A 24,222-nucleotide genomic window follows, 5' to 3' on the forward strand; every position below is an offset into this window, starting at 1 on the left:
GGGCTTATTCGCCCTCTGGTAACTCATTTGCAAAGCTAGCACTTGCTAGACGGTTCAGTTGTCTCCATCTACGTTGTGCATCTTTTTTGTTATGATCAAAGAGTGCTTGTGCATGCTCTGGATTTGATTTTTTGAGTGACGCATAACGTACCTCATTCATTAAGAATTCATCGTACAATGACCAATCTGGCTCTTTACCTGTAATTTTAATTGGGTTTTCACCTTTATCCGCTAAACGTGGATCATAGGTATAAATTGGCCAGTAACCACATTTAGTTGCAAGTTCACCTTGGTTACCAGATTTACCCATACCACCTTTAATACCATGAGCAATACATGGAGAGTATGCGATAATGAGTGAAACGCCAGGATATGCTTCTGCTGCTTCAAACGCTTTAATGGTTTGCGCTGCAGATGCGTTTGAGTTGATTTGTGCAACAAAAACGTTTCCGTATGTCATAGCGATATAACCAAGATCTTTCTTCTGGCTTGGCTTACCTGCTGCTGTAAATTGAGCAATTGAACCTGCACGAGAAGATTTTGAGCTTTGTCCACCAGTGTTAGAGTAAACTTCAGTATCAAGAACTAAGATATTGACATCTTCGCCGCTTGCGATGACGTGGTCAAGTCCACCATAACCGATGTCGTACGCCCAACCGTCACCACCGAAAATCCATTGTGATTTTTTAGAAATGTACTGTTTAAGACTTAAAATAACATCTGCACCTGGGGCTGTTGGATTTGCTTCCAAAAGAGGTACTAAAAGGTTACGGATTTCAGTAGATTTTGCTCTATCGTCTCTAAATTCAATCCAATCTTTGTAAAGCGCTGCAATTGCATTTGGTGCTTTATCAACAGAAGCTTCCATGACAGAGTGAATTCTATGACGTATTGTTTCATTTGCTACGTGCATACCAAGACCAAACTCAGCATTGTCTTCAAACAATGAGTTTGCCCATGCTGGACCATGACCTTTATCATTTTTGCGGTATGGCGTTGATGGAGCAGAACCACCATAGATTGATGAACATCCTGTTGCATTTGCAATCATCATGCTATCGCCAAATAGACGTGTCGCTAACGTAATATATGGTGTTTCACCACAACCTGGACATGCTGCGTGGAACTCAAAGAGTGGTTGAGCAAATAAGGCGCCCTTAACACTACTTTTTGAAAGAATGTCATCTTTATAGGTTACTTTTTTGAAGAGATAATCTGCATTCACTTGTTCACCTGCTTCAAGACTCTCTTGAAGTGGAACCATTACCAATGATTTCTCTTTTGTAGGACATGCTTCAGCACAAAGATCACATCCAGTACAGTCAAGTGATGAAACTTGGATTTTATATTTTAGACCTTTAAGTTCTTTTCCTTTTGCATCAAGAGCATGTGTTTTAACACCTTCAGGAGCTGCTGCAAATTCTGCATCATTGATAAGGAATGGACGAATAACCGCATGTGGACATACGAATGCACATTGGTTACATTGAATACAATTCTCTTCAATCCATTTTGGAACCATAACACCAACACCACGTTTTTCAAACTCAGTTGTTCCATGCTCAAATGTACCATCTTCATAGCCATTAAAGACTGAAACAGGCAGTGTATCGCCACGTGCAGCATTGACTGGTTTTGCAATCGCTTCAACAAATGGTGTACCTTTGTAGCTTACAACCTCTTGTGTTTTTACTTCATCTGCAAGATTTACCCATGATGGATCAACGTCTACTTTAATAAGTCCGCTTGCACCCACATCGATTGCTTTGTAGTTTAATTCAACAATGTGCTCGCCTTTTTTGTGGTAAGACTTATACGCTTGTTTTTTCATAAATTCTTGCGCTTTTGCAAAATCGATAATTTCTGCAAGTTTGAAGAACGCTGATTGCATAATCGTGTTACTTCTGTTACCAAGACCGATATCACGCGCTAGTTTTGTTGCATTGATGATATAGAAGTTTGCTTTGCGTTTTGCAAGAATACGTTTTACTTTGTTAGGAATACGTTTAATAGTCTCTTCTGCATCCCAAATAGAGTTAAGCAAGAATGTACCATGTTCACGAATACCATCAACAACATCATACAACTCAAGGTATGCAGCCACAGAACAGGCAACAAAATGAGGATTTGATACTAAATATGTTGAACGAATTGGATGTTTTCCAAAACGTAAGTGTGAACGTGTGAAACCACCAGATTTTTTGGAGTCGTATGCAAAATATGCTTGTGCATACATGTCTGTCTCATCACCGATGATCTTAATTGAGCTTTTGTTCGCACCAACCGTACCATCAGCACCAAGTCCATAGAACAGACACTCTTTTGTTTCTGGCTCACCAAGACTTAGTTTTTCACCAACTGGTAATGATTTGAACGTAACGTCATCCACAATACCTACGGTGAAGTCATTTTTAGGCTCATCAAGTTTAAGGTTTTCAAATACCGCAATCATTTGCGCTGGATCAACGTCTTTTGAAGAAAGACCATAACGTCCACCAACGATGATAGGTGCATTTTTATGACCATAAAATGCTGCTCTCATATCAAGATACAATGGCTCGCCAATAGATCCTGCTTCTTTTGTTCTATCAAGTACAGAAATCTTTTTAACAGATTCTGGCATAACATCCATAAGATATTTGATACTAAATGGTCTATAAAGGTGTGGTGTAACGAGACCTACTTTTTCACCTTTACTCATTAAATAATCAATCGTTTCTTTCAAACACTCAGTAACTGAACCCATAGCTACGACAATTCTGTCTGCATCTGGCGCACCATAGTATGTGAAAGGTTTATAATCGCGTCCTGTCTCTTTTGAGATTTCAGCCATATAGTGAGCTACGATATCAGGCAATGCATCATAAAACTTGTTTTGTGCTTCTCTACCTTGGAAATAAATATCGTCATTCTGAGCAGTACCTCTAGTTTTTGGAGACTCAGGATTTAGTGCTTCATCGCGGAAACGTTGAACTGCTTCTTTGTCCAAAAGTCTGTCAAATACTGCATAATCCATTACTTCAATTTTTTGAATTTCATGTGAAGTTCTGAAACCATCAAAGAAGTGTAAAAATGGAACACGCCCTTTAATAGCAGCTAAGTGCGCAATACCCGCTAAGTCCATAACTTGTTGAACAGAGCCAGATGAAAGCATCGCATAACCTGTTTGACGTGCAGCATAAATGTCTTGGTGGTCACCAAAGATTGAAAGAGCATGTGTCGCAAGGGTTCTTGCACTGACGTGAATAACACTTGGCAATAACTCACCTGCCATTTTATACATATTTGGGATTTTGAGTAGTAGACCTTGAGAAGCCGTATAAGTTGTTGTTAGAGCACCTGCTTGAAGTGAACCATGCACCGTTCCAGCAGCACCACCTTCACTTTGCATTTCAACAACTTTAACAGGCATTCCAAATAAGTTTTTCTTTCCTTGACTTGCCCAAACGTCGGTGAAATCCGCCATTGGAGAAGAAGGTGTAATTGGGTAAATACCAGCAACTTCGGTAAAGGCGTAAGATGCGTATGCCGCAGCTTCGTTACCATCCATAGTTTTCATGACTTTAGCCATTAAATTCCCCTTATTTTATTTTCTCATTCATTCTTTGGTTTGATGATTATCTCATTCTACTTAGCGTTCTCTTAATAACTCATAAATGAAACTTAAGAGCCTCTAATTTAATGAAAGTTTAACCAAGCCTTACGCAAAATCATAGTCTAAAAATATGACAAAGATATAACAAATCTATGAATGGGAGGCGACCATTTTTACTGCATCTAAAGCATCATGAACAATGAAAGTAGTGTGTTTTTCAAGATCGTATTTACTGCTATATCCACATAAAACACCGATACTATGGACACCTGCTTCTTTGGCACAGATTAAGTCCATTGGAGTGTCTCCTATCATCCATGTATGTGCAGGATCTGCGTTTAATGCAAGGAGTGCTTTTTGTATTGGTTCAGGATGTGGCTTAGGGTGCGTAACACTCTCTCTACCAATCAACACTTTAAAATGGTGCATCACACCTAAATGCTCTAAAAGCTCTTCTGAATAGCGTGCTGTTTTAGTGGTTACAATACCTAATGTTGCAATTTTAGAAGCATGCTTAATTGCTTCTAATGCTAAAGGTAAAAGTGTCGTTTTTTTACGTGAAATCAATCTATAATGCTCTTTATATGCTGCAACATAATCATTGGCTTCTAAGGCATCAATTCCTAGCATTGTAAACATCAAATCTAAAGGATGACCAATTAACTTTTTAATCTGCTCATCTTCAGGAGCTTGGCGACCAAACGTTTCATACGCTACGCCAAAACTCTCTAAAATAGCATCCGTAGAATCAATCAACGTGCCGTCTAAATCAAATAAAATCGTTTTCATTGTCTGCCTTAATAGTCCTTTTACATAGAATGGACTATTATAACTTCAAGACCATTAAAAAGGAGATACATGTTACACAAAAGTCTTATACTTTTAGCTCCGCTTATGCTTTGTGCAGCCAATTGGCAAGATGCTGTTAACACAGCGGTCACTGCTACGTCAACAACACAAAAAAGTGCAACGACAAGTGGTACAACCACATCACAAAGTACAGCAACATCTGGAGTTAAAGAGGCTCTGAGCCTTGGTGCAAAACAAGCCGTTTCACTGCTTGGGAAAGAGGGAGGTTACCTCAACAATGCAGCTGTTAAAATTCCTCTGCCAGCTTCTATGAAACCTGTAGCAACAGCCGCTGAAAAGCTAGGTGGTAAAAGTTATGTGGATGATTTTGTCAAAACTATGAATAATGCAGCGACTAAGTCTGTTCCTAAAACTGCTTCTATTCTAAGTGATACTATTTCAAACATGAGTGTAGAAGATGCTAACGCTATTGTAAATGGTAGTAATACAGCAGCAACAGATTATTTCAAAACAAAGGCAGGAACAAAACTTCTCAGTGCCATAATGCCTATTATTAAAGAGAGCGTTAAAGAGAGTCAAGTTATGAGCTCTTATCAAAGCCTCAAAGGTTTTGCAGGCGGTGGAAACGCAACTTCTGGGCTTACCAATAACGCAATGGTTGGGCAAGCTTCTTCTATTGCTAAAGGGTTGGGTATGGGAGACGCTGTACCGAGTGGGGATGAAGATATTGAAGATTATATTGGTCGCAAAACACTTGATGGGCTTTTTTACATGATTGCTGAGAAAGAAAAAGCGCTACGTAGCAATCCAATGGCAAGTGGAAGCTCTATTATCCAACAAGTATTTGGAAAATAGTTATATCTCAGTTGTGACTGATACAGGAGGATGAGGAATACTTATCCTCTTTTCATCAAAAGCAAGTTTTACTTTCTCAGTAATCGAAAAACTCGCTGTAGCAGAATCTTCATTTTTTACCCAAAAACGCACCATTAGCTTGACACTTGTCTGCGCTAATTCACTCACCGCAACAAATGGAGCAGGATCATTGAGTACTTTTGCTTCACTATTCACAATTTCTTGAAGTGTGTTTTTTGCTAAAAGAAGATCATCTTCATAGCCAATATTGAAAATTAAATCTACACGAGAAGTAGGTTTCGCAGAAAAATTAATAATATTTTTGCCAATAACCGCAGAGTTTGGAATGATAATTTGTTTGTTATCACCGGTTTTTAGAATAACGCTAAAAAGATTTAACTCTTCAACGATACCATTTTCACCCGCAACTTGAACAGAATGGCCAATTTTAAAAGGACGGAAGAATACGAGCAAAATCCCCGCACCCACATTTGAAAGTGTACCCTGAAGTGCCAAGCCTATAGCAAGACCTGCGGTACCAAGAACTGCAAGAAAGGAGGTGGTGTTTATACCTAGATTGCTTATTGCAGCTAGAATAATCACCACCAAAAGACCAAAGTAAATTACATTGGAAAAAAAGCTGGTAATGGTTTCATCAATTTTCGAAGTACGCATACCTTTTACAACAATTGCTGTGATAATAGAGGCTATTTTTTTACCAACAAAAAAAATCAGTAAAGATGCGAGTACTTTCACTCCATACAAAGTGACAAAATTAACAATAACTGTCCAGCTTAAATCCATATGTAAATTCATTAATGTCCTAAATTACTTTTTGAAAACTGCGTCAACTCTTCTGTTTTCAGCACGACCAGTTTCAGTGTCATTGGTTGCGATTGGTTTGCTCTCGCCATATGCTTCTGTAGTTACTTTAGCACCTGATACGCCAAGAGTTGAAAGTGCTTTTGCAACTGCTTTTGCACGTTGGTCTGAAAGTTTCATATTGTAAGCATCACTACCTTTAGAGTCTGTGTGACCTTCAAGAACAACATTGTAACCTGGGTTTTGTTTCATAAAGTCTGCAACTTTTTGAATTTCAGGCATAAACTCTGGTTTTACAGTTGATTTATCAAAATCAAATTTTACATGTAAACGAATAATTTTTGTACAACCATCTGCATCAACAACTGTACCTTTTGGTGTATTTGGACATTTATCTTTATCATCTGTAACACCATCACCATCGCTATCTTTTGGAGCAGCTGGAGCTACAACTGGTGCAGCCACTGGTGCAGCTTTTGCTACAACTGGTGCAGTTTTTGCATCGAAAGGAATAGTAAAGCCGAGGCTGTAGAACATGTTGTTATCGCCACCATGGAATTTAACTGCATGGCGAACTTCTGCTTTAAGAGCGAAATTATCAGTTACCCAGTATTTTACACCACCGCCGTATTGTGCAAACATACTGTCTCTGTTTTCAAGTTGTTCATTACTTACATCTTCATATCCAAGACCAATTAAAGCATATAATGCAGTCTCTGGTGACAATTTATACTCTTTAACCAAGTTCGCATAGTAACGGTTAAAGTCGGTATTGTCTGTTCTGCCATTTTTATAATCAACACTATCAGATCTATCATAACCAAATTCAACTTGGCTGAAAATGTTGTTATCAAGATTGATACCAAATCTTAAACCATAAGTGAGTTGGTTTTTAAGGTCAAGATTGCCCTCTGGTAAAACACCGCCAATGGTTGGTGTAACCTCATAGTTGTATGCAGTTGGTGCTGCAAACGCCAAAGATGCTAGTGCCGCCAATGAAAACAATGTTTTTTTCATTTCATATCCTTTAAAACTAATATTTCTAACATTTCATGTATGGAGAACTTAATTATAGCACAGATTTGAGCAAGCGAATATTAAAAATCCTATTTAATCCAATCAATGGCATTATGCATAACCCCAATTATCGAAGTTGATACAGGAGTAATTTCTTTATTGACCACAGTGATTTCATTTGGAATCACTAAAAAAAGATAAGGATTATCAGCAACGATTTTTGCAAAAATTTCACGATATAGAAGATCAAATTTTTCTTGATCTACAACTTTTTCAGCTTCTTTAATCAAACGATCAACGTCGCTATTTTCATAACTTATAAAATTAAAGCCACCTTTACGGCTGGATTCACTGTGCCAAATGGTATAGGCATCTGGTTTAAGACCTAAAGACCAACCCATCAAAACAGCATCAAAATTACGAGGAAGAACGACTGTATTTAAAAAAGCTTGCCACTCCATAATGCGAAGCTTCATGACAACACCTGCTTTTTTGAGTTGATGTTGGAGTATTTGCGCAGAATAACTACCACTTCCATTAGCACTGGTACTTAATTCAAACTCAAAGGGATAATTTTCATCATAACCTGCCTCTTTTAAGAGTGCTTTTGCTTTTTCAATGTTAGGTTTTGGAGCAAGCACTTTTTCATTAAATGCCCCTGTACCTGGTAAAAAAGGTCCTGTACATACTTTGCCATGACCAAAATAAAGTATATCCACTAATTCTTGGCGATCAATGGCTAAAGAGAGTGCTTCGCGAACTCTTGCGTCTTTAAATTTCTCTGATTTGAGATTGAAGCCCATATACGAGTAATTATGCGCGATATCTTCATAAATGGTGTAATGCTTACGAAAATCTTCATCGATTTGGCGCTCCAACTGCAAAGGAGAAAGGGAGCCAACATCAAGCTTTTTTGACTTAAGCATTAAAAACTCAGCAGAACGATCAGGTAAATAGTGAAAGATAATTTGATTGATATTAGGTTTATGAATAAAATAGTTAAGATTTGCTTCTAAAACAATGTCTTTAGAAATATTAAATTGTGTAAGGGTATAAGGACCTGTACCAAGCGGATTTTGATTGAACTTGCTGGTCATTAAATCTGTTTCATTTTTGAGTTTATGCTCAGGCAATATCTCCATCATCCATACTTCAAGTGCTTTAAAATAAGGATATTTATACTTTACTTCGATTTTAAAATCATTCAATATTTTTACGTGATCGATGTGCATAAAGCCAGAAGCATATGGTGTAAATATTTTGGGAGAAATAATCGTTTCATAGGTAAAAAGTACATCACGGGCGCTAAAAGGAGTCCCATCGCTCCATTTTACATTCTGTTTTAGTTCAAAAATCAAGGTTGTATCATCAACAAAATAGTAATGCTCTGCAAGATCGGGAATAATATTCGCATCTTTGTCGTATTTAATCAATCCATTAAAGAGCCACTGAGCAACGTCTGAGCTTGTTTTATCCGTAGAAAGAATGGGATTAAAACGGCTAGGATTAGCAGAAATAGAAAGATGCAATGTACTTGCAAAAACAGTCAATATGAAAAAGAAGAGAAGTAAAAGTGTTTTCATAAAAAAGATTATAACATAGTCGTAAAGTTTGAAACAAAGGAAGATTGTTTTTTTGTGTTTGAAAATAAAAAAAGCTTCTAGACCGGGCAATCTAGAAGCTCATTTTTAAAATTGTTAAGTGATTCACAAAAAGGAGGTATTTGTCTTGGTAATGAAAGTATAGAGCAGTTGTTTAAATGCTCTATTAATCTTTTGTAAACAAAAAGTTAATAGGAGTTTTTTTATCTCTTTTATTCATTTTTAGTATTGAATGAGTACAATATCTGACATCAAAATAGACCAACGTCAATTGAAGGAAACGGATGCAATTACATACTGCAACTTTAGACGATATCGATGAAGTCTTGGAACTTCACTCCAAATATCAAATAGACTCTATCGCACCTGAAGATAAAAAAGATGGCTTTGTGACCACCGCTTTTACAAAAGAGCAACTAACTCAACTCATTAACGAAGAGCAAGGATTATTCATAGCGCGTCTTCATGGAAAAGTTGTCGCTTACATTATGTGCGGTTCATGGAAGTTTTGCTCTATTTGGCCTATTTTTACGCAAATGATTCAAGATCTTCCAAACTTACACTATTTAGGACATACCATTACAACAGAAAATTCGTACCAATATGGTCCTGTCTGTATTGATAAAAGTGTACGAGGTAGTGGCGTATTAGAAGCATTATTTGACTTTGCAAGAGAAAAGATGAGTAAACGCTACCCTATTTTGGTGACATTCATCAACAAAATCAACCAACGCTCATTTAATGCCCATTCAAGGCTTGGACTTAAAATCATTACGGAGTTTTCATTTAACAATAACGACTATTATGAATTAGTATACGATACTTCGAAAAAACTACCTATGAAGTAATTTTGTGTAGGTAAACGCTTGAGAACGTTTACCTACACATCGTTATCGCTGATAATAGGAAACCAATGTTGCCTTAGCAATGGTATTGGCACCTAGCATAAAACCTACAAGTGCTGGCGAAGCAGAAGTATCCAAGGGTAATTTATCAACACACAGAGCATGAACCGTAAAAACATAACGATGTGCTTTATCTCCTTTTGGAGGACACGCGCCTCCAAATCCTGCCTTACCATAATCAGTCATACTTTGAATAGCAGGAATAGCAGATGTTTTGCTCACATTTCCAAAATCAGCAGGCACACCCTGGACTGAGGCTGGTATATTAAAAACAACCCAATGCCACCAACCGCTACCTGTTGGAGCATCTGGATCATAAACGGTTATCGCGAAGCTTTTAGTACCATTAGGTACATTGCTCCAGCTAAGCGCTGGAGAGATATTTGAGCCATCGCAACCAAAACTTGCTGCCTCTTGTGTTTTTGATAATTGTCCTGAAAGGTCAGTACTGTGCAAAGTAAATCCATCTGCAAACAGTGCACTTCCCATCAATGCTAGTAGTATTGGTAAATGTCTTAGTTTCATGAAGATCCTTTTTTTAAATTTCAAGGATCATTTTACACGTAAAAAAAGCTTATTAGTTAGTCTGTAAAGTCTAACTTTTTGTCTATAAAGTTTTTAGGAGGTTGTGTGTATCGTTCTTTGAATAATCTTGAAAAATGGGACTGATTTTTGAATCCTGCTCTAAACGCAGCTTCTCCGATACTAAGACCTCCTTTTTCGATTAAAAAATAGGCTCTTTCAACTCTTTTGTTCCATATCCATTTCATAGGTGTTGTTTTTAAATGCGTTGCGAACTCTGCTTTAAATCCACTCAAACTTCTTCCACTAAATTTTGCAAACTCGGAAAGACTCCAGTTTTGTGTAAAGTGTTCTTCCATAAATGTTTGAAGATGAATATCTCGAGGAATCAATGTATGAAAATAAGAGACTAATTGTTGTCCCTTTTCTGAGCCTAAAAGCAATAATAAAAGTTCTTGCAATTTAAGCATCAAAATTTTCTCAACAAAAGCAGGTTTTTGTTCAATGAATGGCAAAAGAGAAAGTGCTGTAGTTTTCATAAAAGGGGTAAGTTCTATCTTGCAGAAGGGTTCAATAAAACGATTCACTTTAGTGGAATGTAAAGCGATGGTTTCTAGCAGTGGAGATAACCAATGGGCAATCACTTTTTCATCAAAAAAGATTAACAAACACGTATAATTTCCACCTTCGCAGACTTCACTCATAACATATTCACCGCGTGATAAAAAAAATGCCTCACCGGCTTTGACTTCAACATCGCCATTTTTCAGATGAAGCATCTTTGTACCTTCTAAAACAATATTGAGAAGATTTTGCTCCATGTACACTTCCGCTTTATAGTGATCTTTTACAGAAAAATAGCGTGCAATAACAGCTCCATTGAGTTCAATCGTATGATCTTTATAATTGTTTTTAATGTATTCAACCACATGAGTCGTCATCTATATTTCCTGTTCATTAACTCTATTGAGATACAATTTTAGCATGATACCTCTTTGAGGAGAAGAAAAATGACACCAAATAGACTGCGTTGTGGGTGGGTCAAGCTCAGTGATCCTACGTATGTTTCTTATCACGATGAAGAATGGGGAAAACCTCTACATGATGACAGGGCACTCTTTGAGCTCTTTTGTTTAGAAACCCAATCTGCAGGGCTTAGTTGGTTGACTGTTCTTAAAAAACGTGAAGGCTACCGTAATGCCTTTGCCAGTTTTGTCCTTGAAAAAGTGGCACATCTTGGCGAAATGGACGTTGAGCGCATTTTAAGTGAAGGCGAAGTCATCAAAAGCCGCCCCAAAATCGAAGCTATCATCAACAATGCCAAACTTTTTCAAACCATTATCCAAGAACATGGTTCAATCGATGCCTATTTTTGGGCTTATGTTAACAATAAAACCGTTATAAATGATGTGCCCAACTATAAAACAGCAGCATGTACTTCACCTGTTTCAGATGCACTTACCAAAGATCTTAAAAAACGAGGTTTTAAGTTTGTAGGTTCAACAACCATTTATGCTTTTATGCAAGCCTGTGGTATGGTAAATGACCACGAAAACAGCTGTGGATGTAAATAAAATGACAACTGAAATTCTCGAAAATTACTGTTTAAGTCATATTGGCGCACTCAAAGAGTACCCGTTTGATGAGACAACGGCAGTCTTTAAAGTTGGCCATAAAATTTTCGCACTGGTGGATGAAGAGAGCAACCCTCCTCGCATCAATCTTAAATGTGATCCTTACTATGCAAGAGAGTTAAGAGAGATGTATGAAAATGTTATTGCAGGGTATCATATGAATAAAAAGCATTGGAATACCGTCATTTGCGATGATGAGATTGACGAGTCAATGCTTTTTGGCTGGATTGATGATTCGTACGACCTTGTTTTTCATTCTCTCTCTAAAAAAATGCAATCTTTTATTCGCAATGCATAAAAAAATTAGGCTGATGCAAAAGATTCTCGTATCCGTTTAACATCGCGTATTGGTGGAAGCCCAAAAAGACGGGCATATTCACGACTAAACTGTGATGGACTCTCATAACCTACTTGAAAAGCCGCATTACTTGCTTCCATTTCTTCAACCATCAAAAGTCGTCTAGCTTCCTGCAAACGTAATGATTTTTGAAACTGCAATGGACTCATCGTCGTAACACGTTTAAAATGATAATGAAATGACGATGCACTCATCTGAGCTTCTTGTGCCAGTATTTCGATACGCAATGGCTCAGCCAAATCATTTTTAATCATCGTAATGGCCTTAGCAATACGTTGTGCAAGGCTGCCATTTTTTGCAAACTGTCGGATAATCGCTCCACCTTTATCTTGCACAATACGGTACAAAATCTCACGTGTAATCATAGGTGCAAGAATACCTATATCTTTTGGATTCTCTAGCAAACGCACCAGTCGTAAAATAGGTTCAAGCAATAACAAGCTATTGTCCCCAAAATAAAGCCCACATTCAGGCTGTTGTGTACTGATCACTTTATCATCATTGCACTCTTTGAGAATTTCTAAGATTTGATCCATCGAGAAAGTAAGTTGCAGTGACACATACGGCTTTTCAACTGAAGCATCTTGAATTTGGACACGTGCAGGCAAGTGCACCGAAGCAATTAAATACTTATCTTTGTCGTATGAAAACATCTCTTCACCCAAGCCAACAGCTTTGGAGCCTTGAGCAATAATACACAATGATGGCTCATACAGCGTATGCAAAAACTCACTGGGTGCTGTTGCGCAAAAAAAGCGTAAGCATGGTACAGCTGTACTGCTACCACCCTCTTTTGAAGCGTGCTTTTCGATTAGGTTCTTTAATTCGGCTTGTTGAAGTTTCATGAATTCATTTTCTATCAAAGATACTCACTTTAGTGTTGTTTTTGATGGCATTATAAGATAATTTGTAGGATTAGGCAATAATTATAAAAAAATATTCTATCGCTTATTGCCACTTTCATCCTATAATAACACCATTAAAACATAAGGAGTATCGATGGTTGATTTTATCTATCATAACCCAACAAAAATAGTATTTGGTAAGAATAAAGAGAGTCTTATCGGAGCTGAAATAGCACCTTTTGGTGTTAAAAAAGTGCTACTGTGCTATGGAAGTGAGCGTATTAAGAGCGATGGACTTTACAAAAAAGTAACCGATTCTCTTGTAAAAGAAGGCATTGCATGGGTTGAACTTGGCGGTGTTGTGAGTAATCCTAAACTTTCAAAAGTCAAAGAAGGTATTGCATTGGCTCAAAAAGAGCACGTGGAGGCCATTCTTGCAATCGGTGGTGGTTCTGTGTTAGATAGCTCTAAAACGATTGCTGTAGGTGCCTTAGTCAAAAATGATGTTTGGGACTTTTTTATCGGTAAAGTAGCGATTGAAAAAGCATTGCCGGTCTTTGCAGTGATGACACTTGCGGCAACAGGTAGTGAGATGAATGGCTTTGCCGTTGTCAGCAACGAAGAGACCAAACAAAAATATTCGATTCATTCAGAACATATCTATCCAAAAGTTTCCATTCTCAATCCAGAACTGACCAAAAGTGTTCCTAATGATTATCTTGCTTATTCTGCGGTTGATATCATTGCACATGTCATTGAAGGGTACTTCACAGCAAGTACACAACCTCATTTTCAATCTCGTATGGTTGAGAGCATTGTTAAAACCGTTATGGAAAGCACGGAGATTTTACTTCAAAATCCAGAGGACTATAATGCAAGAGCTGAATTTATGTGGGCTGCAACACAAGCACTCAATGGCTCTACGACTGCGGGTACAAATCCTTCAGGCTTTCCAAATCATATGATAGAACACTCACTTTCTGCACTTTTCAACATTGCACATGGTGCAGGACTTGCCATCGTTATCCCTGCATGGATGCAATGGTTCAAAAACCAAAATCACGCCCAGTTTGAGCGCTTTTCAAAAGAAATTTTTGGATTGGACTCTGTGGATGAAGGTATCCTTGCTCTTAAAAACTGGTTTGCTAAAATTGGTGCACCCGTACATTTAGAAGAAGCATCTATCAGTAAAAATGAGATTTCTGCTATTGCGGAAAATGCAGCACAAACTGCTGTAGTTTGGGGAATGAACGCTGTTTATACGAAACATGCTATTGAAGATATTTTACACAATGCCTAAACGAAAGGGGATTTAATTCCCCTTTGATTTCCAAAATGCGTAGGCTAATGCTAGCTCTTCTTCACTAAAAACAGGGATACCACTCTCTTGTAAAAGCTTACAGGTAATCCCAGAGTCTTCTACTTTTGTACTGGTAAAGGTTCCATCATAGATAACATCTTTACCGCACGATGGACTTCTTGCTTTTAAAATTGCCATGCAAACACCCTCTTCTTTGGCAATCTTTAAACTCTCAGTCGCACCTTTTTCAAAAGCAAGACTGACATCTTCTCCTGTTTTGCATATCACTTTATTGGTACCCTTTATAACCTCGCACGTAGGTCTAGGAACACTTAGCCCTCCTAGTACTTCAGGGCAAAGAGGAACTAAAAGCCCCTCTTCTTTCCACCGGTGTATGATCTCTGAAGAGATAGCATTATGACCACCATCATATTTCACATTTTCGCCAATGAGACAAGCGCTTATCAGGATTTTTTGCTCTTTCATTTAAAATCATTTTTTGCATTTTTTACTTGCCAACGTAAACGTTTATAGCGCAGGCGACTCTTAAGACGTTTTACTTTATCAATATCTCGCATATCAATGCTAATAGGCGTATCATCAAGATCAGTCCCTTCACCTATGGAGATATTGTCTGCTTTTTTAAGAGCGAGCTTTTGTGACTGAAAGATACTGCGATGTCCTGTGATAAGAAAAGCGATCACTACGCTGAGTGCTGCATAATTTGCCATGTGAACTCCAAAAAGTTCCACAGCCATAATGATAGATGCAATAGGAGAATTCGTTGTACCTGCTAAAACACTTACAAAGCCAAGCGCCGCAAAAAGAGCAACATGATGCCCAAGAACATCGCCAAATACTGCGCCACTTGTGGCACCGACGTAAAAGACAGGCGTAATGATACCACCACTACCACCAGCTCCTAGTGTTAATGAGGTGAAAATCGTTTTGAAGATAAAATCATACCAATGCACATTACTTGAGATCAAAGCATTAGGGCTCAATGCATCTCTAATACTTAATAATCCTAATCCTAAATAATTTTCTGAAAGGAAATAAGATATTATGACCATAATGCAGCCCGCTACAAAAGCTTTTATGTAGATATTATAAGGAATTTTTTTCATCCATGTTTCAATTTTATTGACACTGGTTATAAATAAATCCGAAACAACCCCAAAAAATATTCCTGCTGCAACAACTTGAAGGATGAGTGAGAAATCAAGATCAAACGCGCGATAAACATTAATGTCATAGTAATGATACTTCACACCCAAAAACTGGGCTGTGGTAAATGCAGCAAATCCTGCAATAAATGAAGGAAGCAAAACATCGTACATAATCACCCCAATAATCAACACCTCAATACCAAAAATAGCTCCTGCAATGGGAGTCCCAAATACAGAAGCAAAACCCGCACTAATACCACAAATCACGAGTTTTCTACGGTCAGATTTTGAAAATTTGAGCAAAGTGGCTACAAAAGAAGCCGCTCCTGCACCTAATTGGGCACCAGGTCCTTCTTTACCGACAGATCCACCTGAAAAAATGGTGATAACGGTTGCCAATAGTTTTACGGGAATAATTTTGGCATTAATGTAACCATCTCTTTTGTGCACAGCTTCTATAACTTTTTCTGTGCCATGCCCTGCAGCATTTTTATCAAATGTACGTACAATCCACAAAGAGAGCATCAATGCAAAAGGGAGTGTAAAATAATAAGGGAAAGGAAGCGTTTCCCTTGTCTGTTCAGCAATGGAGAGAATTTTTAAAAAAAGTGAAATCAGTCCACCTATCATAATGCCAACGGCAGAGGAGAGCAGTAGCCATTTGGAAACACTGAAAAAAATAACCGTTTGTTCAACAATATGTTTATTCATAACATCTCTTTAAAAGTGGGCTACTTTTATTATAGCCCTCTTTTATGAATAATGTGTAAATTTTTTACATTACCCTATGATGGATGAGACGATCTCTTTTGCTTTTTTCTTAGCGGCTTCTACTTCATCAAGTACCAATGCCACTGCCATACGTCGACCCACGTGGCTTACTGGTTTACCAAAAACACGCACATAAGAATTTTTGCTAAATGCACTCTCTGGAACGTTAAATACTGGCAAATGTTCTTCTTTAAGGCTCTTAAACGCGCCACTAGCACCTGTTCCATAAAACGTAAAATCAAGTGGTAAACCAAGAACTGCTCTAACATGTAGGGCAAATTCACTCTGGCTTTGTGTGATCATTGTAACCATGCCTGTATCGTGTGGACGAGGGCTAAGTTCACTAAAGTAAACTTCATCGTTTTTCACAAAAAACTCTACACCAAATAAACCACGACCACCCAAACCATCGGTGACTGTTTTTGCCATGACTTGTGCTTTAGCAAGTACTTCAGGTTTCATCGGCACGGGCTGCCAGCTAAGCACATAGTCACCGTTTTCTTGAATATGCCCGATAGGCTCACAAAAGACTGTTTCTTTACCATTGCGAACCGTAAGAAGCGTGATCTCATAGTCAAAAGGGACAAATTCCTCAACGATAAGCTCACTCGCATCGCCTCTTGCTTCTTTGGCAATCTCCCATGATTTTTGGATGTCCGCTTCACTTCTAATCACACTTTGTCCATGTCCAGATGAGCTCATAACAGGCTTCACCACACAAGGAATTCCTAGTTTTTTCGTTGCTTCTTGCAACTCTTGGAGAGTTTTTACAAAGACATAACCACTCGTTTTAAGTCCTAATTTTTCTGCAGCAAATTCGCGGATATTTTTGCGATTCATCGTCTTTTTGACAGCGTCCGCATTAGGAATGACACAAAAGCCCTCTTTCTCGGCCTCGATAAGCGCATCAATACTGAGTGCCTCAACCTCAGGTAAGATGTAGGTTGGCTTTTCACGACGAATCACTTCTAAAAGCTCTTCTTTGTTTTTCATATTGATGACATAACTTTTATTGGCAACCAAGTGCGCAGGTGCTTGCGGATATGAATCTACCGCTACAGTTTCGATGCCAAGACGTGTTGCTTCGATAACAACTTCTTTGCCAAGTTCGCCGCTTCCAACGAGCATAATTTTAGTGCTATTGCTTTTAAGGGGAGTTGTAAAGTGCATGGGGTTCCTCTTTGTATTAGTTTAAGAGATTTTACACAAAAGTGGTTTAAGAAATGAAAGAAATTTAAAATTTTATGCTTTGCGGTTAGATATACTGTCACTATAAAATTGATTCATCTATAAAGGTTTTACGTGGAAATTTTTTTTAGTATTCTTACGATACTCATTCTTGTTAGCTTTTTGTTTTTTGTGTTAAAACCAAAAAAAGAGTCTAAAACAAAAGAACAGAAACAAGAGGAGATACGCCAAAACTTCTTGCAAAGACTCCATGCTGAACTCTCAGGTATCGAAAATCCCAATGAAAGACAAATGAAGAAAATTGCGTTACTTAAAGTCTTTGCGAAAGAGTTAGAGTTCAATCTCTTTTTTGATAAAGAGGAAGTGAAAACCCTTATTCAAGAATTGGCAAACTACTAATCTGTCGTAGTTTCTTCCTCAATCCAGTTTAAATATGCTTTGTGCCCTTCTTCTATCGGAATTTGTATGAGTTGGGGTGTTGTGTAAGGATGATGTTTTAGAATGATCTCTTCTATCTTTTTAAATAATATACTTCTTGTTTTAATGAGAAGTAGTTGCTCATGTGATTCACACAGCTCTCCTTCCCACGTATAAAAACTCTGGACTGTTTGCATTTGGATACATGCAGCAAGCTTTTGCTCTAATAAAAATTGAATGACGGTTTTTGCACTTTGTTCATCAGGAAATGTTGTTGTTATCAAACAAAAAGTGCTCATGATGTTACTCCTAATCTATAAAAGAAGTATTATAACGTTTTAGAGTATGAAGTTTTAAAATGGAGGAATAGAAAGAAAGAAAAATGTAAAAGCCTTGATAGGCTTTTACATAAAAACGATTAACGTTTAGAGAATTGTGGGCTACGGCGAGCTTTTTTCTTACCGTATTTTTTACGCTCAACAACACGTGAGTCACGTGTCAATAAGCCGTGTGGTTTCAAGATTGCTCTAAAGTCTGCATCCATAGAAGCAAGTGCTTTAGAGATACCATGGCGAAGTGCGTCAGCTTGTGCTGAGTAACCACCACCAAGTGTGTCAGCTACGATATCAAAACTTGTCTCTTGTTTTGTAAGAGCAAGTGGTTGACGAACACGTTTTTTAATGGTCTCATGACCACCAAGCCACGCTTCAAAATCGATGCCATTAACAGTGATGCTTCCTTTACCTGGAGCAACCCATACTTTAGCGATAGCTGTTTTTCTTTTTCCAGTTGCGTATACTTTTGCCATATTACTTTACCTCTGCTTTAACTTGCGCTGTATGTGGATGCTCACTACCAGCATAAACTTTTAGCTTTTTGATCATCTCTTTAGCAAGATTTGTTTTAGGTAACATGCCTCTTACCGCAAGTCTGTACAATTTCGCTGGGTTGGTATTTAAAAGATCACCCAATTTTTCACTTTTAACGCCACCGAAATATCCTGTGTGTCTGTGATACATTTTTGTGTCTAATTTTGTTCCACTAAACTCTACTTTTTCCGCATTGATGATGATAACAAAATCACCACAGTCAACGTTTGGAGTAAAATAAGGTTTATGTTTGCCTCTGAGCAGTGTTGCTACTTCTGTAAGAACTTTACCAAATCTCTTACCAGCAGCATCAACTACGATCCAGTCGCGTTTAACTTCGCTTGGCTTAATCGCTTGTGTAGCTTTCATTTGTCATAACCTTTGACGTATTTATTTAACGAAGTGCAAGTGTAATCAAAATATACTTACAAATAGCTTAAATTAAGTGTGTTATAAGCTTTTAAGAAGCTCAACACCATCATTTTGCAAATAGCAAATATAGGCAACTACAGGTAAATCATAAATCTTGGAAAGTGCTTCTTGATAAAGCTTCACTTGCGTTTGATGCTTTGCACTCTGTTTTTTTGAGCTTTTATAGTCGATCACAATGATTTTATCGGGGAACTCCAACAAAAGATCAATCTGCTTACGCTCTTTTTGATAAATAAGCGGTTGCTCTTTGTAGATTTTCGCTCCTTGGATCAAATCTAGAAAAGGTTTACAAGAGATCAGTTTTTCACCTCGTTGATAAATCGCTTGCATCGTTGATTCATCCAACAAAGGTGCAAAACGGTTTTGAAGAGCAATGTATGCCCTTTTTAGGGCTTCTTCATCAAATGTATCGAGCATTTCTAATAAGTAATGCTGTGCGATTCCAAAGGTAACGGAAGCTATTTCAGCGCTCTCCTCTTCATCTTCTGGTGTACTCGCAACCTCTTGAGCACCATAACGTCTTGGCTGAAAGAGGCGCATTGTAGTTGAAAGTGAAGGCACCTCTTTGGAAGCAATACTAATCGCTCCTCGCTCCAATGTGCTAAGGTCTAACATTTCAAAGGCACTGCTTTGTGTTTTAGCGCATACAAAAAGTGATCTTTTGGCTCTGGTAAATGCAACATAAAGAGCATTGAGTCTATCTTCATACATCAAAACACTCTCTTGCTCTTTGGCTTTTGCATAAACGCTATCTACCGCTTCTCTGCCTGCCATCGTAAGATAAAGCCCTTTAATGTCTACCTCATCATAGCTAAATAAAAGCGTATCACTGCGGTTATTGTCGCGACTTAAACGATCTGCTAAGATGACATGCTCGAACTCAAGTCCTTTAGACTTATGCACCGTAAGAATGCGCAATCCATCGCTATCTTCACTTTTCGCTTCGTCACTGAGTTCATCCATCGCAAATAAAAAGCTCTCGATCTCTTCATAGCGACTTGCTACTTCCAAAAAGTTCAGCACATCTACGCTTCCATCAAAAAGTTGGTACGTTTTGATAATTTTTTCGACCAATACAAGTGGTGTTGCATCTAAATCCCAACCACTCTTTGAAAGTGGGGTGTCCCATGACATTCCGCACAATACAAGAAATTCTGCCTTGTAAAGTTCGTCTCCAAAATAAAGGTACTTCATCAAAGCAATAATCGCTTTAATAGAGCGAAGTTCAATCAATTTGAGGGTTGCTTCAAGTCGTACATGAACTCCTGTAAATTGCTCTTGTACTAACTCTTTAAAGACTTTGGCGTCTTTATTTGTATGCACCAAAAGAGCTATATCTTTAGGCTTTACGCCTTCTTTAAACAGTAAAGCAATCGCATCTAATACAGAAGGCTCAATGGATTCTTCTATGCGTACATTGATGTAACCCTCACCTGTAGCTTTAGCGACTTTTTGTGGCTCATAACCTTTAATCTTGCCTGTAAAAATTTCATTGACGAAAGTAACAATCTGTTCAGTGCTACGATAGTTTGTATCAAGCGCATTGACATCTAAATGCAAGCTTTTTTTGGCATACCCAAACAACTCTTTTGCACCACCACGAAATCGGTAAATCGACTGCTTCACATCGCCTACAAAAAAGAGTGTTTTAAAGTCTTTCACACCGCGTCCTGAGCGTATTTCCTCAATGAGAGGTAAAAGAATTTGATACTGCACAATGCTGGTGTCTTGAAATTCATCAATGAGCAGATGTTCTATTACACCATCTAAGCGAAAGTAGAGGAAATCTTTACTGATTTCTTGACGTAAAAGCGTATAAAGAAGATTCGTGACATCATCAAAACGAAGTTCGCCATACTCACCCATCAAACCTCTAAGGCTCTCATCGTAAATCGCAAACAGTTTACCTAGCTTCCCTAAGAAATAGGCTTCTTTGGCATTGACGTGTTCATTGAGAGCACTTTTGAGTTCTCTAAGCAGCGTATCGGTTGTTTCATTGGCATATTTTTTATAGTCCCAATAACCAAAATCTTCACGCTCAAGATATTTTTTAGACAATAACTCAGCTAGTGTCTCTGCTTTGAGTGTCGCCATACCTCTTGTGGAGAGTCCACTTTGCTCAAAGTACTCTCTGATGCGTCCCAAAATATCTAAACACGGTTGCAGGGATGGATAATGCCCTTCATCTAGGGTACTGATATCTAGCTCTGATTTTTTTTGATAGAGCATATTCAGTAAACTAAACAGATCTCCTAGTTTTTTATCTTCGGTAATACTAAAAGCAATGAGCGTATAGTAGAGATTTTTACGTTTACACTCTTGTATAAAACGCTCCACAAGCTCCTCGTCCAGCCCATTTTGTCCTACTCTAAAATCAGGTTGCAACCCTACATGCAAAGCAAAATGGCGTAAAATCAAAGAGAAAAAAGAGTCTAACGTTGAAATTTTAATATCTGCTTGAAGCAAGGTTTGCATGACACGCTCTTTTTCAGCGAGCAATGTCTCTTTTGATTTTCCTGTTTGTAAAGAGATCGCACTTAACTCGTCTTTACTCTCCAAATGTTTGAGCGTTTCAAAAATACGTGTTTTCATCTCCGCCGCAGACTTGTTGGTAAAGGTCAATGCAACAATCTTTTGAGGATTTGCCCCCATAAATAAAAGGGAGAGATAACGCACACTCAAAGCAAACGTCTTACCGCTTCCTGCACTCGCTTCTAAGGCTAAATAAGGGCTAAGATTCATATCTGCTCCTCTCTTCCACACAGCTCAACATAAGGACAGACACGACAATGTTTTATCTCATCACACAGTTCATAACCATTAATCGGTTTTGATAACTCTTGCAATTTCATAGCTAAAAGTGCTTTTTTCTCTTCCAAAAAATTCTCTTCGATCAAAACGCCCTCTTTTAGGTCGTAATAGTACACACCCTTCACACGTCCTAACGTATTTGCAATCAATGCGTAAAAGGCTAATTGAAAATCAACGGTACTCTCCAGTGTGCGCTCACTTGTTGTTGGTACTTTCCCACTTTTATAATCAATAACGAACAGTTCACCCTCTTTTTCATCAATGCGGTCCATTTGCCCTTCTAGCATAAATCCTTCATACGCAACTTTGTGTACAAACTCTTTTTTAGTGACACGGAAACCTTCTTCATATCGTGCGACTTCATTATGTATAAAAGGCTTTAGCTTTTGAAGCCACACATCGACAAAATAGCCCCATACTTCATGCTTGTTTTGCTCTTTTAACAACATTTCGATTTTCGCAGAGAGCTTTTTTTCTTCCCTTAGAGCTTCATCACATATTGCATCTTCCAATACTTTGTGTAATGCTACTCCAATGGTTTGCTCATCAATCGTATTGCTTGGCATTTTTGCATCTTTCAGTCTTGCAATGTAGCGAAAGTAAAACTGGCGCTTACAACTTAAAAGTGTTTTTAACTTTGTAGCAGAGAGTGGAAATGCTTTGAGATCATAGGGTGCATCAATAAATGCTTGCGAGAAGATGCTTATGGATGGCATAACATCAAATAAAAGAGGCTGTAACACTTTTTCATCTGCCATCATGGTGGTATTAAATCCTAATTCATCTAAAAAACGTGAAGGCATACTGGTCTCATTTTTCACAAACGCAATGGCGATTTTTTGAGCCTTAGAGAAAAGTTGGTGGTAATAATAACGCTGCAAATTTTCACGATCTCTTTTCGTTGGAAGCCCCGCTTGTGCACGTACGGCAGATGAAAGAAAAAGGTCTTTTTGAGAACGTTTAGGCACAAACTCATCATTAAAATCAACAACAATGACCCCTTTATACACCACACCTCTGGTTTCAAGCACTCCTAAAACAGTTACTTTCCCACCTCTAACATCATCTTGACTCATCGCTGCAAGACGATTGAGGAACAGTTTTACAACCTGTTCAAAACGAAGCGCAGGAGCGTGTTTTAAAAAATGGGTAAATGCAAAAAAAGCCTCTTGAAAAAGAGAGTTTTGCTGCTCTTTGACATCGCATGCAAGCAATGTCCCAAAAAATTCCATAGCCCTTTCACAAGGAATTTTTTGATGCCACAGCTCTTTACATACTGCTATCATTTCAGGCTCTATTTTTAGACGAGTAAGGCGAAGATGGTCTTCGATCTCGTCATTGCGCATTGCCTTTTCAAGGGCAATGAGTCTTTGATAAAACGAGCTCTGTTTGAGACTGATACCCATCGCAAAGTTGAGATTGTGCCATATATCAAAAGGACGAAGAACTTCTGAGAATCGTTCATCTGGTAAAATAACCACAATCTCTTCTGGACTTAGCCCCTCCTCAACAAACTGTGCAATAGTACTTTGCACATAACTCATTTGTGCAAGACGTGATGAAAAACCATAAACATGCGCATCATGTTTTATACTATTTTGAGGTGTTACCTCTAAAATTTCTTTGGTTGAAAAATTGATTTCATACGCGTTGTTTTGTTCTAAATGAATTCCAAGATCAGCAAACAGTAAGACCATTTTTTGGTTATACGCACTGATTGTAACCTTAATATGTAAAGGAATCAGCTCCGCTATTTTTGTTAAAAGTTCCACTTCAAAACGGCTCAAAAATCCTTCTAAATGAAGGCGAACTGCGCCTAATGAGCGGATATACGCACTATTGAGTTCATAAAGCTCTGGAAGAGTGATACGATCATACAATGCCTGCTTAGATAAAAGAGCCTTATAGTGTTTTAAAAGCGTTTGCAAAACCTCTAAGTGCTCGGCATAGTGTTCATACGTATCAACACACATGAGCGTTTCAAGTGCCACTTTTTCATGGCTAAGTTCTTCAAAAAATCGAAAAAGATAGGTAGAATTTTTTAAAAACGTGAAAAACTCACGCTCGATATAAAGAAGTTCAAATTTGGTAAAGCGTGAAGCTTCTTGCATAAGAAGGACCCTCATGTCTTCATCGACTAAAGAGTGGTGAGGAACAAGAAGCGCTTTTTGTTCCAGTTCTGCAATCGTAATTGCCTTTGGAAGAAGCGTATTGGCGTCACTAAAGGTTTCATAAAAAGAACGCACTGCACGACTGGTTGCAAAAACTTCTAACATTTTTCCTCATTTTTGTTTAATAGAT

The 24,222-nt window shown here is 38.1% G+C and carries 22 protein-coding genes; 6 read left to right on the forward strand and 16 right to left on the reverse strand.

What is annotated here, in order from left to right:
- Positions 1–4 precede the first annotated feature (4 nt).
- The gene (nifJ, locus tag UCH001_RS10585) at positions 5–3,571 is read right to left on the reverse strand and encodes a pyruvate:ferredoxin (flavodoxin) oxidoreductase (RefSeq protein ID WP_067177662.1); all 3,567 of its coding nucleotides are present in this window, start codon (positions 3,569–3,571) and stop codon (positions 5–7) included.
- A gap of 174 nt (positions 3,572–3,745) precedes the next feature.
- Entirely contained in the window at positions 3,746–4,384 is a 639-nt protein-coding gene (locus tag UCH001_RS10590; protein ID WP_067177664.1) for an HAD family hydrolase, read from the reverse strand.
- Positions 4,385–4,453: 69 nt separating this feature from the next.
- On the opposite strand from UCH001_RS10590, the gene UCH001_RS10595 reads away from it, so the two are divergent.
- The gene (locus UCH001_RS10595) at positions 4,454–5,260 is read left to right on the forward strand and encodes a DUF4197 domain-containing protein (RefSeq protein WP_067177666.1); all 807 of its coding nucleotides are present in this window, start codon (positions 4,454–4,456) and stop codon (positions 5,258–5,260) included.
- Here the strand turns inward: UCH001_RS10595 and UCH001_RS10600 are convergent, their stop codons facing one another.
- The 3 genes from UCH001_RS10600 to UCH001_RS10610 all read right to left on the reverse strand — a co-directional run bounded on the left by UCH001_RS10600 (position 5,261) and on the right by UCH001_RS10610 (position 8,682).
- Positions 5,261–6,076: a mechanosensitive ion channel family protein gene (locus tag UCH001_RS10600; RefSeq protein WP_067177667.1), complete on the reverse strand. Its 816-nt coding sequence runs from the start codon at positions 6,074–6,076 to the stop codon at positions 5,261–5,263.
- A 12-nt stretch (positions 6,077–6,088) separates the two neighbouring features.
- A complete protein-coding gene (locus UCH001_RS10605; RefSeq protein ID WP_067177669.1) occupies positions 6,089–7,099 on the reverse strand; it encodes an OmpA family protein in 1,011 nt (336 codons plus the stop codon).
- Positions 7,100–7,188: 89 nt separating this feature from the next.
- Complete coding sequence (locus tag UCH001_RS10610) at positions 7,189–8,682, reverse strand: peptide-binding protein (RefSeq protein WP_067178525.1); 1,494 nt, start codon at positions 8,680–8,682, stop codon at positions 7,189–7,191.
- Positions 8,683–8,984: 302 nt separating this feature from the next.
- Between UCH001_RS10610 and UCH001_RS10615 the strand changes: the two genes are divergently transcribed.
- Positions 8,985–9,548: a GNAT family N-acetyltransferase gene (locus UCH001_RS10615; RefSeq protein ID WP_067177671.1), complete on the forward strand. Its 564-nt coding sequence runs from the start codon at positions 8,985–8,987 to the stop codon at positions 9,546–9,548.
- Positions 9,549–9,590: 42 nt separating this feature from the next.
- Here UCH001_RS10615 and UCH001_RS10620 read toward each other — a convergent pair whose 3' ends face one another.
- Together UCH001_RS10620 and UCH001_RS10625 are read right to left on the reverse strand one after the other, a co-directional pair.
- Positions 9,591–10,130, reverse strand: a complete 540-nt coding sequence (locus UCH001_RS10620; protein WP_067177673.1) for a YbhB/YbcL family Raf kinase inhibitor-like protein — start codon at positions 10,128–10,130, stop codon at positions 9,591–9,593.
- A gap of 56 nt (positions 10,131–10,186) precedes the next feature.
- Positions 10,187–11,068, reverse strand: a complete 882-nt coding sequence (locus UCH001_RS10625) for a helix-turn-helix domain-containing protein (RefSeq protein WP_067177674.1) — start codon at positions 11,066–11,068, stop codon at positions 10,187–10,189.
- Between the two features lie 69 nt (positions 11,069–11,137).
- Here UCH001_RS10625 and UCH001_RS10630 point away from each other — a divergent pair, with 69 nt between their 5' ends.
- Positions 11,138–11,701 (forward strand): DNA-3-methyladenine glycosylase I, encoded by a 564-nt coding sequence (locus UCH001_RS10630; protein WP_067177676.1) that lies wholly within the window; start codon positions 11,138–11,140, stop codon positions 11,699–11,701.
- Positions 11,670–12,059, forward strand: a complete 390-nt coding sequence (locus tag UCH001_RS10635; RefSeq protein WP_231963927.1) for an MmcQ/YjbR family DNA-binding protein — start codon at positions 11,670–11,672, stop codon at positions 12,057–12,059. Before UCH001_RS10630 ends, UCH001_RS10635 begins: the two co-directional genes overlap by 32 nt.
- A gap of 5 nt (positions 12,060–12,064) precedes the next feature.
- Here the strand turns inward: UCH001_RS10635 and UCH001_RS10640 are convergent, their stop codons facing one another.
- Positions 12,065–12,982 carry an AraC family transcriptional regulator gene (locus UCH001_RS10640; RefSeq protein WP_231963928.1) on the reverse strand — a complete coding sequence of 306 codons (918 nt, stop codon included), beginning with the start codon at positions 12,980–12,982 and terminating at the stop codon, positions 12,065–12,067.
- A 136-nt stretch (positions 12,983–13,118) separates the two neighbouring features.
- On the opposite strand from UCH001_RS10640, the gene UCH001_RS10645 reads away from it, so the two are divergent.
- Entirely contained in the window at positions 13,119–14,264 is a 1,146-nt protein-coding gene (locus UCH001_RS10645; RefSeq protein ID WP_067177680.1) for an iron-containing alcohol dehydrogenase, read from the forward strand.
- 12 nt (positions 14,265–14,276) lie between these two features.
- On the opposite strand, the gene UCH001_RS10650 is transcribed toward UCH001_RS10645, so the two are convergent.
- The 3 genes from UCH001_RS10650 to purT all read right to left on the reverse strand — a co-directional run bounded on the left by UCH001_RS10650 (position 14,277) and on the right by purT (position 17,374).
- Positions 14,277–14,750, reverse strand: coding sequence for a DUF523 domain-containing protein (locus UCH001_RS10650; RefSeq protein WP_067177682.1), 474 nt, complete (start codon positions 14,748–14,750; stop codon positions 14,277–14,279).
- Positions 14,747–16,144: a chloride channel protein gene (locus UCH001_RS10655; protein WP_067177684.1), complete on the reverse strand. Its 1,398-nt coding sequence runs from the start codon at positions 16,142–16,144 to the stop codon at positions 14,747–14,749. Before UCH001_RS10655 ends, UCH001_RS10650 begins: the two co-directional genes overlap by 4 nt.
- A 69-nt stretch (positions 16,145–16,213) precedes the next feature.
- On the reverse strand, positions 16,214–17,374 hold the full coding sequence (purT, locus tag UCH001_RS10660; protein WP_067177686.1) for a formate-dependent phosphoribosylglycinamide formyltransferase: 1,161 nt from the start codon (positions 17,372–17,374) through the stop codon (positions 16,214–16,216).
- 132 nt (positions 17,375–17,506) lie between these two features.
- On the opposite strand from purT, the gene UCH001_RS10665 reads away from it, so the two are divergent.
- Entirely contained in the window at positions 17,507–17,791 is a 285-nt protein-coding gene (locus UCH001_RS10665) for a hypothetical protein (RefSeq protein WP_067177687.1), read from the forward strand.
- Here the strand turns inward: UCH001_RS10665 and cutA are convergent.
- The 5 genes from cutA to UCH001_RS10690 all read right to left on the reverse strand — a co-directional run bounded on the left by cutA (position 17,788) and on the right by UCH001_RS10690 (position 24,197).
- Positions 17,788–18,108 carry a divalent-cation tolerance protein CutA gene (cutA, locus tag UCH001_RS10670; RefSeq protein ID WP_067177690.1) on the reverse strand — a complete coding sequence of 107 codons (321 nt, stop codon included), beginning with the start codon at positions 18,106–18,108 and terminating at the stop codon, positions 17,788–17,790. The genes UCH001_RS10665 and cutA overlap by 4 nt on opposite strands.
- Before the next feature lie 119 nt (positions 18,109–18,227).
- Positions 18,228–18,617, reverse strand: a complete 390-nt coding sequence (rpsI, locus tag UCH001_RS10675) for a 30S ribosomal protein S9 (protein ID WP_067177692.1) — start codon at positions 18,615–18,617, stop codon at positions 18,228–18,230.
- Between the two features lies 1 nt (position 18,618).
- The gene (gene rplM, locus UCH001_RS10680; RefSeq protein ID WP_067177694.1) at positions 18,619–19,047 is read right to left on the reverse strand and encodes a 50S ribosomal protein L13; all 429 of its coding nucleotides are present in this window, start codon (positions 19,045–19,047) and stop codon (positions 18,619–18,621) included.
- 81 nt (positions 19,048–19,128) lie between these two features.
- Positions 19,129–21,852 carry a RecB-like helicase gene (locus tag UCH001_RS10685; RefSeq protein ID WP_067177695.1) on the reverse strand — a complete coding sequence of 908 codons (2,724 nt, stop codon included), beginning with the start codon at positions 21,850–21,852 and terminating at the stop codon, positions 19,129–19,131.
- Entirely contained in the window at positions 21,849–24,197 is a 2,349-nt protein-coding gene (locus UCH001_RS10690; protein ID WP_067177697.1) for a PD-(D/E)XK nuclease family protein, read from the reverse strand. The genes UCH001_RS10685 and UCH001_RS10690 overlap by 4 nt, the downstream gene beginning before the upstream one ends.
- Positions 24,198–24,222 lie beyond the last annotated feature (25 nt).

The organism is Sulfurospirillum sp. UCH001 (assembly GCF_001548035.1).
Lineage (GTDB): Bacteria > Campylobacterota > Campylobacteria > Campylobacterales > Sulfurospirillaceae > Sulfurospirillum.